This window comes from Amycolatopsis sulphurea (genome assembly GCF_002564045.1).
Taxonomy (GTDB): Bacteria; Actinomycetota; Actinomycetes; order Mycobacteriales; family Pseudonocardiaceae; genus Amycolatopsis; species Amycolatopsis sulphurea.
In genome coordinates this window covers 4863161-4879647 of the sequence record NZ_PDJK01000002.1, presented here as the reverse complement: position 1 = coordinate 4879647, position 16487 = coordinate 4863161, and the positions used below count along the sequence as shown (strand labels likewise).

Here is a 16487-nt window from a genome sequence, read left to right as displayed (position 1 = left end):
AGCACGGCCGGGCAACGAAAAAGACTGTCGACTATGGAGCGTTTCGGCATGCCACGTCGGCCTGGTGGACGGCCGGACGCAGACGCCCCGCTCAGCCGAACACCGCGGCGTTCGCCTTGGCCCACTCGCGGTAGCTGACCCCGGGCCGCCCGAGCAGCCGTTCCACCACCCCGGTCGGCACCTCCGGCTGCGCCGCGACCTGCGCATACCCTTCGATCAGCCAGCCCGCGATCGTCGCCGGGATGCCCTGCGCCATCCATTCGGCCACCTGCTCGTCCGGGGTGAGTTCGACGAAGGACAGCTGCTTGTCCAGCGCTGCACCGATCGCCTCGGACTTCTGCCGCATCGTGAGCCCCTCCGGTCCACTGAGGACATACGTGCGGCCCTCGTGTCCTTCGGTGGTCAGCGTGTGCGCTGCGACCGCGGCGATATCACCCAGATCGATCGACGTCTGAACGGCTTCCGGATAGGCCGAACGCACTTCGCCACGCTCGCGCACCGCCTCCGCCCAGCCGAACGTGTTGGCCATGAAGGCGCCGGGACGCAAGAAAGTACGCGCGAGCCCAGCCGCGTCGACAGCTCGCTCGACAGCGGCGAAGTCGTGCCCGCTCGAACCCTCGTGCTCGTCCCCGACGCTGCTGCCGGACAACGCGACCACGCGCCGTACCCCGGATTCTCGGATCAGCTCACAGACCCGCGACGCCGTCCGCGCGTACGGCGCGAGATATACCGCCTCGACACCATCGAGCGGCACCGTGCCCGGCCGGGCGATCGACCCGACCGCCACCTCCACCCCGGACGGCAGCGCCGCCCGCTCCGGATCCACCGTCAACGCACGCACCGCCACCCCACGTGACACCAGCTCGTCCACCACGAGCCGGCCCACGTTGCCGGTCGCCCCGGTTACCAGAATCGTCATGCCCCACCCACCTCGTATGCCGTACGGATATTCAACCGTACGGCATACGGAGGCCCCTCGCCAGCGCTCGGTGAAAGGCTGTGAAGGGTCCCTTTACAGACTCTGATTCCGTGAAGGGACCCTTCACAGCCTTCGACTGGGGGCGGGGGAACGCACGGACCGGTCAGGAGGTGACGGTGGGGAGTTCGGGCGACGAGACGTCGTAGACCTTGCCCGGCTGGGTGAGCAGGGCGGCGAGCACCTTCGCCTTGCGCTCGGTGTCCTCCGCGTCGCCCCAGCGCACGGTTTTTCCGGTGGACAGGGTGAATTCGACGCTCGCCGGGGTCTTCGCGGTGGCCGTGGTGACCTGCTTGAGCATGGTCTCCGGGATCACGCCGAGCACGGCGGTGACCGCGCGGGTCACCGGATCGGTCACCGACACCTTCGGCAGCTTCAGCTCCGGCAACCCGGCCGGACGCGTCTTCACCGTCTTGAACACGACGCCGCCACCGTCCACCAGGTGCACGCCGTCGCCGCCGGGGCCGCTGTCGAAGAACGCGATCGCGGTCCGCTCGGTCACCGTGATCTCCAGCGTGGTCGGCCACGACCGGGAGACGTCCACGGTGGCGATCCCGGGCAGCTCCGCCACCTTGTCACGGATCGCGTCCACGTCCGCCCGCAGCATCGGCTCACCTGGAGGCACCGCGGCGGCAGCGCGGATCTGCTCGGCGGGCACCGTTTTCGCACCGAACACCGACACCGACTTGACCGCCAGCACAGAGCTGAAGAACAGCAGATAACCCAGCCCCAGCAAGGTCACCACGAACAGCAGCGCCACCCAGCGACGGCGGATCTCCTTGCCCCGGGTCGGCCGCGACCGCAGGGCCGACTTGCGCGCCTTCCGGCCTTTCGCAACACCTTTCGCACTGCCCGTGGACTTACTCGACCGCGTCCGGCGGCGGTCCTCCTCGGAACGCCGACCGCGCCGCTCGCGCGCCAGGGCGGCGCGCTCCTCCTCCGCCTGCCCGGCCGAGGAGGAGCGACGACGCTGCCGGGTCCCAGTCATGCGTCCGCGGTCCGCCGGTCCAGCTCGGCCAGGATCTCCGGACCCAGCTGCGTCACGTCACCGGCGCCCATGGTCACCACGAGGTCTCCCGGCCGGACCACATCCGCGGTCAGTCCGGCGGCCACGTCGAAGGCGGGCTGGTAGCGCACCGGCACCCGCACCTTCTCCGCGATCAGCGCGCCGGTGACCCCGGGCACCGGTTCCTCGCGCGCGCCGAAGACATCGAGCACGACGACCTCGTCGGCCAGCGACAGTGCTTCGGCGAACTCGACCGCGAAGGTCTGCGTACGTGAGTACAGGTGGGGCTGGAAGACCACCACGACCCGGCCACGACCGGCTGCCATGCGTACGGCCCGCAGCTGCGCGGCCACTTCGGTCGGGTGGTGCGCGTAGTCGTCGTAGACGCGTACGTCGCCCGCGCGGCCCTTGAACTCGAACCGGCGGCGTACGCCGCCGAACGCGGCCAGCCCCTCGGCCATGCCTTCGACGGGGGCGCCGAGTTCGAGCCCGGCGAGCAACGCGGCGACCGCGTTCAGCGCCATATGCTCCCCCGGCACCGCGACCCGCAGCCCGTGTTCAGCACCGTCCACGGCGATCCGCACGACGCCGCCGTCCGGCGCGGGCGAGTACGAGAGCACGTGCGCGTCGTCCTCGCCGGTCGCCTCCCGGCCGTACCGGCGCACTCGCACCCCGGCTGCCGCAGCCTCGTCGCCCAGCCGATTCGCGCCGGGGTCGTCGGCGCACACGATGAGCAGCCCGCCCGGCTCCAGCCGTCCGGCGAAATCGCTGAACACCTGTACGTAGGCCTCGGCCGTACCGTGGTGGTCCAGGTGATCGGGCTCCACATTCGTCACCACGGCCACCGACGGCGCGTAGGTGAGGAACGAGCCGTCGCTCTCGTCCGCCTCGGCGACGAAGACGCCGCCCTCGCCGTGGTGCGCGTTGGCCCCGGACTCGTTGAGGTCGCCGCCGATGGCGAACGACGGATCCAGCCGGCAATGCTGCAGCGCCACCGTGAGCATCGAGGTGGTCGAGGTCTTGCCGTGGGTGCCCGCGATGCAGGCGACCCGATGCCCGGCCATCAGCCCGGCCAGCGCCTGCGCGCGATGCAGCACCGGGATGCCCCGCGCGCGGGCAGCGGCCAGCTCCGGATTGGTCTCCTTGATCGCGGTGGACACCACCACCGCCGACGGCGGTTCGGCCAGTCCGTCGAAGTTCTCCCCGCGCTGTCCGGCGAACAGCGTGGCACCCTGCGCGCGCAGGGAAAGCAGAGCGCGCGACTCCTTGGCGTCCGAACCGGACACGAACGCGCCACGGGCGAGCAGGATCCGGGCGATCCCGGACATCCCGGCCCCCCCGATCCCGATCAGGTGCGCGCGCTCCAGCTGCGCGGGCAGCACGGCCGAAGCCGCACCAGGGGTCGAGTCAGCCACGAGCAGCCTCCAGCACGATCCGGGCGAGCGCCTCGTCGGCCTCGCGATGTCCCAGCCCGACCGCGGCCGCACTCATCCGCGCCACCCGCTCCGGGTCCGCGACCAGCGGCACCACCAGCTCCGCGACCTTCTGCGCGGTCAGCTCGGCGTCCGGCACCAGCAGCGCGGCCCCGGCGTCCACCGCCGGCTGCGCGTTGCTCGCCTGCTCCCCGTTGCCGTGCGGCAACGGGACGAACACCGCGGGCAGCCCGACCGAGGACACCTCGGCCACGGTCATCGCCCCGGACCGGCAGATCACCGCGTCCGCCGCGGCGTAGGCCAGGTCCATCCGTTCGAGATAGGGCACCGGCACGTACGCCGGGCCGGGGAACTCCTGTACCACCAAGGTCTTCGAGGGGCCGTGCGCGTGCAGCACGCCGACGCCGGCGTCGGCGAGTTCCTTTGCCGCGCCGGAGACCGCGGTGTTGATCGACTGCGCGCCCTGCGAACCGCCGAACACCAGCAGCGTCTGCGCGTCCGGGTCGAGCTCGAAATGCTTGCGCGCCTCCGCGCGCAACGCCTGCCGGTCGAGCGTGGTGATGGACCGGCGCAGCGGAATGCCGACCACCTCGGCCTTCGGCAACGGCGTGCCCGGCACCGCGACGGCCACCCGCGCGGCGAAGCGGGCGCCGACCTTGTTCGCAAGCCCGGCCGACTTGTTCGCCTCGTGCACCACGATCGGCGTGCGGCCGCGGGCGGCCAGATACGCCGGCAGCGCGACATATCCGCCGAAACCGACCACCACGTCCGCCTGCACGCGGTCCAGCACGGCACGCGTGCGGCGGACCGAGTCACGCACCTTCAGCGGCAGGCGGAGCAGCTCCGCCGACGGCTTGCGGGGCATTGGCACCGGCGGGATCAGCTCGAGCCGGTACCCGCGCTCGGGCACCAGCTTGGTCTCCAGCCCGCGTTCGGTGCCCAGCGCCACCACTTCCGCGTCCGGGCGCAGCCGCCGCACGGCGTCGGCCAGTGCGAGCGCGGGCTCGATGTGTCCTGCGGTACCACCACCGGCGACCACCACCACCGGTGCCCGGCCGGTAGCGGACCGCTCGGATCCCTTGACGGGCTTGCTCACCAATGACCTCTCCGGTTCGCGGTGCCCCGGGCACCGCGGTTCGCTGTCGTGCGCGCCGTCTGCTGCCGGGCCGACCGGCGGCGTTCGGGTGCCGGTGCGGACCGGGTCGCGCGCGGCGCCGGCCGGGCCGCCTTCGCGCCGGTACCGCCGCGGGCCGCCCCCTTGCGGGGCGCGGGCGGGCGGTACGGATCCGGTGCGGGCAACCGCAGCAGGCGTCCGAATTTACCCGGACCGTGCGAACGCAGTGCGGCCACCGCCTCCGGTTCGTGCCGCGCGGCGTTCGCCAGCACGCCCATGATGGCCATCGTGATCACCAGCGAGGTGCCGCCGGAGGAGATCAGGGGCAGGGTCACCCCGGTGACCGGCAGCAGCCCGACCACGTAGCCGATGTTGATCGCGGCCTGCGCGACCAGGAACACCGTCAGCGTGCCGGCCACGATCCGGATCCACGGGTCGATGTTGCGGGTGGCGATGCGCAGGCCCACCACGGCCACCCCGGCGAACAGCGCCAGGACCGCGGCGCAGCCGACCAGCCCCAGCTCCTCGCCGATCAGCGCGAAGATGAAGTCGTTCTGTACGTTGGGCAGGTAGCCCCAGTTGGACGCACCCTGGCCCAGCCCCTTGCCGAACAGCCCGCCGTCGGCGAGCGCGAGCTTGGCCTGGTTGGCCTGGAACCCCTCGGCGGTGGTGTCCGCGTCCGGCGAGAGGAACGACATCACCCGCTGCAGCCGGTACGGCGCGATGATCGCCAGCACCAGCACCCCCGCCAGGCCACCGGCCGCGACCACGCCGAACAGCCGTTTCGGCGCGCCGGCGAACCAGAGCAGGGCGAACAGCACCACCGCGAGCGTGATCGTGCCGCCCAGGTCCGGCTGCATCATCACCAGCGCGAACATCACCAGCGCGACCGGCACCACCGGGACCAGCAGATGCCGCCACTGGTGGATCACGTTGTACTTGATCACCAGGATGTGCGCGCCCCAGAAGGCCAGCGCCACCTTCGCCGCCTCGACCGGCTGGAAGGTGAACACGCCGAGCTTGAACCAGCCCTGCGAGCCGTTCACCGTGGACCCGAGCGGGGTCAGCACCAGCATCAGCAGGCCGAGGCAGATCACCACCATGGTGGCCGACATGCGGCGGATCCGCTCCAGCCGGACCCGCAGCCCGATCCAGAACACGACCGCGCCCAGCCCGAGGAACATCAGCTGGCGGAAGAACAGCGAGTACACCCCGCTGCCGGTCTTCGGATCGTAGGAGGACACCGAGGACGCGGACAGCACCATCACGATGCCGATCACGGTGAGCACCCCGGTCAGCGCGAGCACCAGGTGGAACGAGGCCAGCGGCCGCGACAGCCAGGCGGTCAGCGCGGTGCGCAGCGCGACGAACGGGCTTTCCTTGCGCTGCCGCTGCCGCTGCCGCCGCCGCGGCCGGGCGCCGCCCTGCTCTTCCTCAACCAGCGTCATCCGCCGCACCCGCCGCACCACCGGCCAGGTTCCGGACCGCCGCGGCGAACGCGTCGCCGCGCGCGCCGTAGTCCGGGAACATGTCCAATGAGGCGGCGGCGGGCGCGAGCAGCACCACGTCCCCCGGACGAGCCAGTGCGCTGGCCGCATTCACCGCCGCAGTCATGGGTTCATCGTGACCCGGGGGCAGGCGGTTCAGCGGGACATCCGGCGCGTGTCGCGCGAGAGCGGCTTCGATCACGGGTGAATCCACGCCCAGCAGCACCGCGCCGCGCAGCCGATCGGCGATCGCGATCACCAGCTCGTCCACCGCGGCGCCCTTGAGCTGCCCCCCGGCGATCCACACCACGCTCTTGTGTGCGAGCAGCGAGCCCGCCGCGGCGTGCGGGTTGGTCGCCTTGGAGTTGTCCACATAACGGACACCGCCGATCTCGGCGACCTCCTCGGCCCGGTGCGGGGCCGGGCGGAACGTCCGCAGCCCTTCCCGGACGGCGGACGGGGGCACCCCGTGCGCGCGGGCGAGCGCGGCGGCGGCGAGCGCGTTGGCCACGTTGTGCGGCCCGGCCGGGCGCACGTCGTCGAGCGAGGCCAGCTCCTCCGCGTTCGCCGGGTCGGCCACGAACGCGCGGTCCACCAGCAGATCCTCGACCAGCCCCAGCTCGCCGGGCGCCGGGGTGTCCAGGCGGAAGCCGACGCGGCGGGCGCCCGGCGGCGCGTGCTTCCCCGCGATCCGGGTGGACCACTCGTCCTCCGCGTTGTGCACGACGGTGCGGGAGCGGTGGTGTGCCCCGCCCTTCGCCGCGGCGTACGCCGCCATCGACCCGTGCCAGTCGAGGTGGTCCTCGGCCAGGTTCAGCACCACCGACGCGTCCGCGGCGACGGTGGACCACCAGTACAGCTGGGCGCTGGACACCTCGACGGCGAGCACCGTGTGCCCGGCACGCACCGCGTCCACCACCGGGTAGCCGACATTCCCGCAGGCCTTCGCGTCCGCCCCGGCGGCCCGCAGGATCGACTCCAGCATGCCGACGGTCGTGGTCTTGCCGTTCGTCCCGGTGACCGCCAGCCAGGCCGGCGGGTGCTCACGCAGCCGGCCGATCCGCCAGGCCAGCTCGATGTCCCCGATCACCTCGATGCCCGCCGCGCGGGCCGCGACCAGCAGCGGCGCGTCCGGCCGCCAGCCGGGGCTGGCCACCACGAGCACGGTGCCCTCCGGCGGCTCGGTCAGGCCGGGCACCAGCTCGGCGCCGAGCCCGGCCAGCTCGCCCAGCCGCTCGGCGTTGCCGTCGGTCGCCGTGACGCGCGCACCCAGCTCGACCAGGGCCGGTACGACGGCCTTCCCGGTGACCCCGGCGCCCGCGACGAGCACCGGGCGATCAGTCACATCCATCCGAACGTCTTCTCCTCTACCGCCGTCACCCGTGGCCCTGGGGCGCTGATGTCCGTGAAGGGGCCCTTCACAGACTCTGAGTCCGTGAAGGGCCCCTTCACGGACTTCGCGCCCCTAGGTCCCGATCCCCAGTTGCTCGCTGTAGAACAGCCCGAGCCCGAACATGCAGCAGATCGCGGACAGCAGCCAGAACCGGATGATCACCGTGGTTTCCGCCCACCCGGCGAGTTCGAAATGATGATGGAACGGGGCCATCCGGAACAGCCTGCGCCGGGTCGTGCGGAACACCGCGATCTGGGTGACCACCGAGATCATCTCGACCATGAACAGGCCGCCGATCACGATCGCCAGCAGCTCGGTGCGGGTGGTCATGGACAGCCCGGCGACCAGGCCGCCGAGGGCCAGCGAGCCGGTGTCGCCCATGAAGATCTTCGCCGGGGCCGCGTTCCACCACAGGAACCCGACACAGGCGCCGGTGGCCGCGGCCGCGACCACCGCGAGGTCCAGCGGGTCGCGCACGTCGTAACACGACGGCATCGGCTGCTCCGAGCAGGAGAGCCGGGCCTGCCAGAAGGAGATGACCACGTAGGTGGCCAGCACCATCGAGGAGGCGCCGGCGGCCAGCCCGTCCAGGCCGTCGGTGAAGTTCACCGCGTTCGACCAGCCGGAGATCACCACGTAGCAGAAGATCACGAACACGATGGACGGGAAGGTGATCAGCGCCAGGTCCCGCACGTAGGACAGGCTCTGCGAGGCGGGAGTGAGCCCGTGCTCGTCGGCGAACTGCAGCGACAGCACCGCGAACAGCACGGTGATCACCAGCTGGCCGACCAGCTTGGCGGTCTTGTTCAGGCCGAGGTTGCGCTGCTTGCGGATCTTGATGAAGTCGTCGAGGAACCCGACCAGGCCCAGGCCGACCGCGAGCAGCAGCACCAGCAGCCCCGAGGCCGAGGGCGCCGCGGACCGCGAGTTGCCGAGCCAGGTGATCAGGTGCGCGACGAAGTACCCGACCAGGGTGGCGAGGATGATCGCGACCCCGCCCATGGTCGGGGTGCCCCGCTTGGACTTGTGGCCCTGCGGGCCTTCTTCGCGGATCTCCTGGCCGAAGCCCTGCCGGGAGAAGACCCGGATCAGGTACGGCGTGAGCAGGATGGAGACGAGCAGACCTGCCCCGGCCGCGATCAGGATGTTGATCACGCGTGACCACCGTTCGAGGGTTCGGAGGAATTCGAGGGTTGGGAAGGGGAAGTCCCGGGCGCGGCGAGCAGCGCGTCGGCCACCTGCCACAGCCGGACGTAGTTGGACGCCTTGACCAGCACCACGTCCCCGGGACGGACCTGATCATGCAGGAGTGCGGTGGCGGCCCCGGCATCGGGTACCAGTACCGATTCCTCGCCCCAGGAGCCTTCCTGGGAGGCGCCCTGGTGCATCGGCGCGGCCTCCGCGCCGACCACCACGAGCCGGTCGATGTTGAGCCGCACCACGAGCCGGCCGATCTCGTCGTGCGCGGTCACCGAGCTCTCGCCCAGCTCCCCCATCGCGCCGAGCACGGCCCAGGCCCGCCGCCCCGCGGATTTGCTCATCGAGGCGAGTGCCTTGAGCCCGGCGCGAACCGATTCGGGGTTGGCGTTGTAGGCGTCGTTGAGCACGGTGACGCCGTCCGGGCGGGTGGTGACCTCCATCCGCTTGCCGGAACGACGCTGCAGGCCGGTCAGCCGCTGCGCGATCTCCGCCGGCGTCGCGCCGAGTTCGAGGGCGATCGCGGCGGCGGACAGCGCGTTGCCCACGTGGTGCTCGCCGTAGAGCGGCAGCGTGACCGGCGCCTCGCCGTGCGGGGTGACCAGCCGGAACGACGGGCGGGCCTGCTCGTCGAGGGTGATGTCCTCGGCCCGGATCAGCGCCGAGGGGCTCTCCCCCACCCCGGCCACCCGCGCGCGGGTCCGGCTCGCCATCGCGGCGACCAGCGGATCGTCCACGTTGAGCACCGCGAGCCCGTCCGCCGGCAGTGCCTCCACCAGCTCGCCCTTGGCCTGCGCGATGGCCTCGCGCGAGCCGAACTCGCTGACGTGCGCGCTGCCCACGTTCAGCACCGCACCGATCCGCGGCGGGGTGACGGTGGCGGCCTCGGCGATGTGCCCGGCCCCGCGGGCGGACATCTCCACCACGAGGTACTTTGTGTCCCGGCCGGCGCGCAGCGCGGTCCACGGGTGGCCCAGCTCGCTGTTGAACGATCCGGGCGACGCCACGGTCGGGCCCATCGGCTCCAGCAGCTGGGCGATGATGTCCTTGGTCGAGGTCTTGCCGGAGGAGCCGGTGACCCCGACGACGGTCAGCCCGCCGGCGGCCAGCACGTCGACCACGTGCCGGGCCAGCTTCGCCAGCGCGGCCAGCACCGCCGCGCCGGATCCGTCGGTGTCGCCGGTCAGCGCCACGGACCCCTCGTGCGCCTGTCCCGCGGGCAGCGGCGGCACCAGCACGGCCGGGGCGTCCACCTCGCGCGCGGCGAGCACGCCGGCCGCGCCGGACTCGATCGCCTGCGCGGCGAAGTCGTGCCCGTCCACGCGTTCGCCGGGCAAGGCCAGGAACAGCCCGCCGGGGCCCACCTGGCGGGTGTCGAATTCGACGCTGCCGGTGACCACCGGGGAACCGTCGGTGCGGTGCAGCCGGCCGCCGACGATACCGGCGATCTCGGCCAGGCTGAGCTCGATCACGCGGTCACCTCGAGACGCTTGCGGATGGCGGCCTCGAGTTCGTCCCGGTCGGAGAAGGGATGCACGACCCCGTGCGCCTCCTGGCCGGTTTCGTGCCCCTTGCCGGCGACGAAGACGATGTCGCCCGGCGCGGCGAGCTCGACCGCCTGCGCGATGGCCGCGCGCCGGTCGCCGATCTCCCGCACCTCGCCACCCTGGGCCGGGCCGACGCCGCGGGCGCCGGCCAGCATCGCGGCGCGGATCGCGGCCGGGTCCTCCGACCGCGGGTTGTCGTCGGTCACGATCAGCAGGTCGCTGCGGCGGACCGCGGCCTCGCCCATCATCGGCCGCTTCGCGGTGTCGCGGTCGCCGCCGCAGCCGAGCACGGTGATGATCCGGCCTTCGGTGCGGGCGCGCAGCGCGTCCAGGCCCTGCGCGACCGCGGCGGGCTTGTGCGCGTAGTCGACCACCGCGGTGAAGTCCTGGCCCAGGTAGACCCGTTCCATCCGGCCGGGCACCTCGACCGCGGCCAGCCCGGCCACGATGTCGTCGGCGCCGACCCCGGCGCTGTCCAGCACGGCCGCCGCGAGCACCGCGTTGGCCACGTTGAACGCACCGGGCAGCGGGATCTTCGCGGCGCGGACGAGACCGCCCGGTCCGTGCAGGGTGAAGGTCTGCTCCCCAGCCGGGGTCGCCGCGATGTCCGCGGCCCGCCAGTCCGCCTCCGGCGCGGCGGCGCCCGGCTCGATCGACACGGTCACCGTCTGCGGGGTCAGCAGCGCCTGGCCCCACGCGCTGTCCACGACCACGACCTCGGTGGTGGAGCGCCCGTCGAAGAGCTTCGCCTTGGCCGCGAAGTACTCCTCCATGTCGTGGTGGAAATCGAGGTGGTCCTGGGAGAGGTTGGTGAACGCGCCGACCGCGAACCGGGTGCCGTTGACCCGGCCCAGCGCCAGTGCGTGGCTGGAGACCTCCATCGGCACGTGCGTGACGCCCTGTTCCAGCATCACCGCGAACAGCGCCTGCAGGTCCGGCGCCTCCGGCGTGGTGAACCCGCTGACCAGCCGCTCGCCGGCGATCCGGGTCTCGATGGTGCCGATCAGCCCGGTGGTCAGACCGGCCGCGCGCAGCCCGGCGTCGACCAGATAGGAAGTGGTGGTCTTGCCCGAGGTCCCGGTGACGCCGAGCACGGACAGCTGCAGCGAGGGCTCGCCGTAGATCCAGGCGGCGATCTCACCGAGCGCGTCGCGCGGGTCCGGGTGCACCAGGATCGGCACCCCGGCGTCGCGCAGCACGGGCCGCTCGGCTCCGGCAGGGTCGGTCAGTACCGCCGCGGCGCCGGCCGCGATCGCCTGGTCGCTGAAGTCGGCGCCGTGCGCGCGAGCGCCGGGCAGGGCGGCGAACAGGTCACCGGGCAGGACGTGCTGCGCACGCAGCGTGCTGCCGGTGACGGTGAGCTCGGCGGCCTCCGGCCGGTCGGCGATCAGCCGCGCACCGGCGCGGGCGAGCAGCGTGGCGAGACCGATCGGTTCGATCCGGGCCGGGCGCGGCGGCGCGGCGGCAGCCTTCACCGGGCTCTCCGGCAGCGAACCGGCGGCCGGCCCGTTGGGGGGCTGGGACGAGGACACGGACACGCCGGAGAGGTTACCGAGACCGTTTCGGGGCGCCCCAAGCCGGTCCGGCGAACGCGCTCCGGTCCCGGCGGTGTGCTATGCGACCGGCACTCACTGTTGTGACACAAAGCATTTCCCGCGCCCACCAGCCCATGTGGACATTCGCCGCACGGAAAGCTGTGAAGGTTCCCTTCACGGACCGGGAGTCCAGAGTGTCGGCAAAGTCGGCGTGAGGGCCTTGCGCAGACGGCGGAGGTCCGTGAAGGGGCCCTTCACAGACTCAGAGTCCGTGAAGGGCCCCTTCACAGACCCGAGACAGGTCCGGCGCACACCACGAGGTGGTCGCGCATCTCGAACACCTCCGCATCGCCCGCTGCCGGGCGAAATAGATCGAGATGGCAGGCGCCGTCGATGATGACGCGGCCGCCACGGCTCACACTGCTGATCACGGGTCCTCGACCAACTTTGCCGGAACCCCGCCTGGACTCAGAGTCCGTGAAGGGCCCCTTCACGGCAGGACCAGCGGCACGACCGGGGAAGGGACGCCGGACACCGGAATCTGGTACCGCTGCGCCAGGTACGAGGCGATCGAGTGGAACAGCGGCCCGGCCGAATGCCCGGCGGGCAGCGTGGTGTCCGGTGCGTCCAGCCGGATGCCGACCACGAACCGCGGCTGGTCGGCGGGCAGGATGCCGGCGAAGGTGATGTTGGCCAGGCTCTGGCTGTAGGCCTTGGTCCGCGGGTCGATCTGCTGACCGGTACCGGTCTTGCCGGAGATCTGGTACCCCTCCAGCGCGGCCGAGGGCGCGGTGCCCGCGTTGGGGCTCTTGGCGTTCTGCATCACCGCGCGCAGCATGTCCCGCACCGTTTTCGCGGTCTGCGGGCTGACCACCTGCTCGGGCTTGGGCGCCGGTTCCGGAACCACGGTGCCGTCCGGCTTCTTCTCCGCCTTCACGATCCGCGGCGGCACGCGCAGCCCGTCGTTCGCGATCGCCTGGTACATCCCGGCCATCTGCAGCACGGTCATGGAAAGCCCCTGCCCGATCGGCAGGTTGCCGAAGGTGGAGGCGGACCACTGGTCGCGGGGCGGCACGAAACCCGCGCTCTCGCCGGGCAGGCCGATCCCGGTCTTCTGCCCGATGCCGAACTTCTTCAGCGTGTCCAGGTACCGGTCCGGGCCGATCTGCTGGGCCAACTCCAGGGTGCCGACGTTGGAGGACTTGGCGAACACTCCGGTGGTGGTGAAGGTCTGCGTGCCGTGCACCCACGCGTCGTGCACCGTCCGGTCGGCGATCTTGATCGAGCCGGGCACCTGCAGGGTCGAGGTGGGCGAGGCGATCCCGCTGTCGATCGCCGCGGTGGCGGTGACGACCTTGTTCACCGAACCGGGTTCGTACGGTGTGGTCACCGGCCGGTCGTTGAGCAGCTCGTCCTGCAGGGTGGCCGGATCGTTGGGGTTGAACGTCTTCGCGTCCGCGAGGCCGTAGACCTCGCCGGTCTTGGCGTCCATGATCACCGCCTGGCCGCCCTTGGCGTTCGACTGCGCGACGTAGTCGCTCAGCTGCCGCTGCAGCTCGTACTGCACGTCCGAGTCCAGGGTCAGCTCCAGATCGGAACCGGCCACGGCGGACTGCAGCACGTGCTCGGTTCCGGGCAGGTACAGATTGTCGTTGCCGTTCTGGGTGTTCACGATCTCCCGGCCGGGCGTGCCGGCCAGGGCGCCGTCGCGGGTCTTCTCCAGCCCGATCACGCCGTGCAGGTTGTGCTTGGACACCTCCGGGTCGTCCATCCGCCAGTTGGCCAGCCCGACGATGTTCGAGGCGAGAGTGTCGCCCGGGTACTCCCGCTTCGCGCGTTTCTCCACCGAGATCCAGGGATACTTCTTCACGATGTCGGCGGCCACCGACGGTTCCACGTCGTTGACCAGGTAGGTGAACGACTGCGGCTTGTGCAGCAGGGCGAGCTGTTCCGGCCCGGTGGTCAGGTTCGGCAGCTTCGCGGCGATGTACTGGGCGGCCCCGGTCACCTCGGTCTCGAAGTTCCTGCCCTTCTGCGGGTTCTTCTTCGCGTAGTCGTCCATCGACTTGTGCAGGGCCTTGAGGTTCACCGACAGCGTGCGGGTCTCCACGCTGAACGCCAGCTTGTTGCCGTCGCGGTCCACAATGGACCCGCGCTGCGCGGGGATGTCGATGGTGAGCGTGCGCTGCCGCTCCGCCGCGGCGGACAGGCTCGGCGCCTCGAACCACTGCACCTGCACCAGTTTCACGCCGGCCACGACCATCAGCGCGACCAGCAGGATGCGCACCGCGGAGAACCGGCTGCGCTGCCCGCCGTTGCCCCGCTTCGCCACCGCGCGGCGGGTGCCCGCGGCGTAGGTACGCCGCGCGCTGCCCGCCGCCTGGGTCCGGCGCTGCCCGCCTGCCGCCATCACTGCCCCCCGGTACCGGCCGGGGTGCCGGCCAGATCGCCCTCGATGCCGCCCTCCGGCGCGCCGGCCGGGGGCGCGGCGGGCGGGGCGGCCACGTCCGGGGTCTGCCCCTGCGCCTTCTGCGGGTCACCGACGATCCGGGTCTTGCCGTCCGGGCCGACCACGATCCGCGCCGGGTCACCCGCGGGCACCATGCCCAGCTGCTTGGCCGCGGGCGCCAGCGAGGCCGGCGACTGGGCCTTGGCGACCTCACGTTCGAGCCGGTCCTTCGCCTCGGCGAGCCCGGAGTTGGTGGTACGCAGCTGTTCCAGCCGGTAGGAGTCGGCGATCGCCTGCGTGGTCAGCCACAGCGTGACGGCCACCCCCGCGGCGAGCAGCCCCATCGTGACCAGCACGAACGTGGCACGCGAGCGCGGCCAGCGCAGCTTGAGCCGGAACCGCTTGGTCTCGACCGTTTCCGGCTCGGCCACCGGCTTCTTCGGCGCGCGCTGGCGCAGCAGGTCGGCACGCTGCGCGCGGCGTGCGTACGCCCGCTCCGCGGCGGTGGTGCGCCCGCGCGGTGCGCGACGCTGCGCGGGTACCGGCGGAGCGGTCGTGGTCTGTGGTTCCGGTTCGACCGTGGTTTCCGCCTGGGCGCGCCGCCGGTTCGCCACGCCGGGACGGCGGGACTTCGCAGGTGCGGTCATCGCGGCTCTCCGATCCGTTGTGCTGCCCGCAGCCGTACCGAGGCGGCACGCGGGTTGTGCTCGATCTCGCCTTCGCCCGCCTTCTCGGCTCCCCTGGTCAGCAGCCGCAGTTCGGGACCATGCCCGGGCAGCTCGACCGGAAGACCTTCCGGAGTACGGGATTTCGCCAGCCCGGCCAGCGCCTGCTTGACCAGCCGGTCCTCAAGGGACTGATAGGACTCGACGACGATGCGGCCGTCCATGGCGAGCGCGCCCAGCGCCGCGGGCAGCGCCCGGCGCAGCACCTCCAGCTCGCCGTTGACCTCGATCCGCAACGCCTGGAAGGTGCGCTTGGCCGGATGCCCGCCGGTACGCCTGCTCGCCGCCGGCACCGCCGCGTAGAGCAGCTCCACCAGCCGCCCGCTGCGCGTGAACGGCTCGGCCTCGCGCGCGGTGACCACGGCCCGCACGATCCGCTGCGCGAACCGCTCCTCGCCGTAGTCGCGCAGGATCCGGACCAGCTCGCCCGGCGGGTAGGTGTTGAGCACGTCCGCCGCGGTGAAGCCGGTGGTCGGGTCCATCCGCATGTCCAGCGGAGCGTCCTGCGCGTAGGCGAAGCCGCGTTCCGCGCGGTCCAGCTGCATCGAGGAGACACCGAGGTCGAACAGGATGCCGTCCACCGTGGACAGTCCGAGCCCGGCGAGCGCCTCCGGGAGTCCATCGTAGACAGTGTGCACGAGGTCGACCCGGTCTCCGTGCCGCGCGAGCCGCTCGGCGGAACGTTCGAGGGCGGCGGGATCACGGTCGAGACCGATCAGCCGTAATCGTGGAAAGGCTTCGAGGAGGGCATCGGAATGCCCGCCGAGCCCGACTGTCGCGTCCACCAGTACCGCGTCGCGTTCGGCGAGCGCGGGGGTGAAGAGGTCGACGATGCGAGTGAGCAGTACCGGCACGTGCTCGGCTGCCATGGCCCTTCCCCCCTTTCGTGCGGTGCGCCGAGGGAAGATACGGCGGATGCCGTCAGGTCCCTGCCCGCCCGCTTGCTGACCTGGCACCGGGGAAGGTGCGCCAGGGCCAAAGAGCGGACAGAGGCCTCACGGCATCCGCGAGGGCGGCGTACCCGCGTCCCCCGACGACGCAGGTCGTGCCTTCCTAGAAGACGCCCGGTAGGACTTCCTCTCGAGCCTGTGCGTAGCTGTCCTCGTGTTCGTCCAGGTAGCCCTGCCACGCCTGGGCATCCCAGATTTCCAGCCGGGTGATCGCCCCGATCACCACGCATTCCTTGTTCAGCCCGGCATACCTGCGCAGCTCGGACGCGATCGCGATACGTCCTTGCCCATCCGGGCGTTGCTCGTCGGTCCCGGCGAACAGGTAGCGCTGGTAGGCACGCACCGCCTCGTTGGTGAACGGGGCTTCGGCGACCTTCCTGGCCATCTGCTCGAACTCGGCACGGGGGAAGACGAAGAGGCAGTGGTCCTGCCCCTTGGTGATCATCAGCCCGCCGGCCAAGGCATCCCGGAACTTCGCAGGCAGCGTGAGCCGCCCCTTGTCGTCCAGTTTCGGGGTGTGGGTGCCGAGGAACACCGGCCTCCACCTCCCTACCGGGCCCGGCTGGCGAACCAGCCGATTCCGGAGCCGGGGCTCCCTTCTGCCCCACTGCGCACCACCGTACCCCACTTTTCACCACAGTCAACGCGTTCCGCGCCACCGCCACCCGGTCGAGT

General features: G+C 71.7%; 14 protein-coding genes. All 14 read right to left on the bottom strand.

All coding sequences use genetic code 11. The annotated features are described in order from the left end of the window. Positions 1 to 91: 91 nt before the first annotated feature. The 14 genes from ATK36_RS28405 to mraZ all read right to left on the bottom strand — a co-directional run bounded on the left by ATK36_RS28405 (position 92) and on the right by mraZ (position 16347). The gene (locus ATK36_RS28405) at positions 92 to 919 is read right to left on the bottom strand and encodes an NAD(P)H-binding protein (RefSeq protein WP_098514254.1); all 828 of its coding nucleotides are present in this window, start codon (positions 917 to 919) and stop codon (positions 92 to 94) included. A 163-nt stretch (positions 920 to 1082) separates the two neighbouring features. After that, positions 1083 to 1964, bottom strand: coding sequence for a cell division protein FtsQ/DivIB (locus ATK36_RS28400; protein WP_098514253.1), 882 nt, complete (start codon positions 1962 to 1964; stop codon positions 1083 to 1085). After that, the gene (gene murC, locus ATK36_RS28395; RefSeq protein WP_281259098.1) at positions 1961 to 3397 is read right to left on the bottom strand and encodes a UDP-N-acetylmuramate--L-alanine ligase; all 1437 of its coding nucleotides are present in this window, start codon (positions 3395 to 3397) and stop codon (positions 1961 to 1963) included. Before murC ends, ATK36_RS28400 begins: the two co-directional genes overlap by 4 nt. Then, on the bottom strand, positions 3390 to 4511 hold the full coding sequence (gene murG / locus ATK36_RS28390) for an undecaprenyldiphospho-muramoylpentapeptide beta-N-acetylglucosaminyltransferase (protein ID WP_098514252.1): 1122 nt from the start codon (positions 4509 to 4511) through the stop codon (positions 3390 to 3392). The genes murC and murG overlap by 8 nt, the downstream gene beginning before the upstream one ends. Beyond that, positions 4508 to 5977 (bottom strand): putative lipid II flippase FtsW, encoded by a 1470-nt coding sequence (ftsW, locus tag ATK36_RS28385; RefSeq protein ID WP_098515252.1) that lies wholly within the window; start codon positions 5975 to 5977, stop codon positions 4508 to 4510. The genes murG and ftsW overlap by 4 nt, the downstream gene beginning before the upstream one ends. Beyond that, positions 5964 to 7367, bottom strand: coding sequence for a UDP-N-acetylmuramoyl-L-alanine--D-glutamate ligase (gene murD / locus ATK36_RS28380; protein WP_098514251.1), 1404 nt, complete (start codon positions 7365 to 7367; stop codon positions 5964 to 5966). The genes ftsW and murD overlap by 14 nt, the downstream gene beginning before the upstream one ends. 114 nt (positions 7368 to 7481) lie before the next feature. Next, positions 7482 to 8564, bottom strand: a complete 1083-nt coding sequence (gene mraY, locus ATK36_RS28375) for a phospho-N-acetylmuramoyl-pentapeptide-transferase (protein WP_098514250.1) — start codon at positions 8562 to 8564, stop codon at positions 7482 to 7484. Beyond that, the gene (locus ATK36_RS28370) at positions 8561 to 10078 is read right to left on the bottom strand and encodes a UDP-N-acetylmuramoyl-tripeptide--D-alanyl-D-alanine ligase (RefSeq protein ID WP_098514249.1); all 1518 of its coding nucleotides are present in this window, start codon (positions 10076 to 10078) and stop codon (positions 8561 to 8563) included. The genes mraY and ATK36_RS28370 overlap by 4 nt, the downstream gene beginning before the upstream one ends. Further along, on the bottom strand, positions 10075 to 11628 hold the full coding sequence (locus tag ATK36_RS28365) for a UDP-N-acetylmuramoyl-L-alanyl-D-glutamate--2,6-diaminopimelate ligase (protein ID WP_098515251.1): 1554 nt from the start codon (positions 11626 to 11628) through the stop codon (positions 10075 to 10077). Before ATK36_RS28365 ends, ATK36_RS28370 begins: the two co-directional genes overlap by 4 nt. A 344-nt stretch (positions 11629 to 11972) precedes the next feature. Continuing rightward, a complete protein-coding gene (locus tag ATK36_RS32575; RefSeq protein ID WP_170069940.1) occupies positions 11973 to 12119 on the bottom strand; it encodes a hypothetical protein in 147 nt (48 codons plus the stop codon). A gap of 59 nt (positions 12120 to 12178) precedes the next feature. After that, on the bottom strand, positions 12179 to 14098 hold the full coding sequence (locus ATK36_RS28360; protein WP_098514248.1) for a peptidoglycan D,D-transpeptidase FtsI family protein: 1920 nt from the start codon (positions 14096 to 14098) through the stop codon (positions 12179 to 12181). After that, a complete protein-coding gene (gene ftsL / locus ATK36_RS28355; RefSeq protein WP_098514247.1) occupies positions 14098 to 14784 on the bottom strand; it encodes a cell division protein FtsL in 687 nt (228 codons plus the stop codon). Before ftsL ends, ATK36_RS28360 begins: the two co-directional genes overlap by 1 nt. Then, positions 14781 to 15731, bottom strand: a complete 951-nt coding sequence (gene rsmH, locus ATK36_RS28350; protein ID WP_098514246.1) for a 16S rRNA (cytosine(1402)-N(4))-methyltransferase RsmH — start codon at positions 15729 to 15731, stop codon at positions 14781 to 14783. Before rsmH ends, ftsL begins: the two co-directional genes overlap by 4 nt. A gap of 184 nt (positions 15732 to 15915) precedes the next feature. Next, positions 15916 to 16347 carry a division/cell wall cluster transcriptional repressor MraZ gene (mraZ, locus tag ATK36_RS28345; protein ID WP_098514245.1) on the bottom strand — a complete coding sequence of 144 codons (432 nt, stop codon included), beginning with the start codon at positions 16345 to 16347 and terminating at the stop codon, positions 15916 to 15918. Positions 16348 to 16487 lie beyond the last annotated feature (140 nt).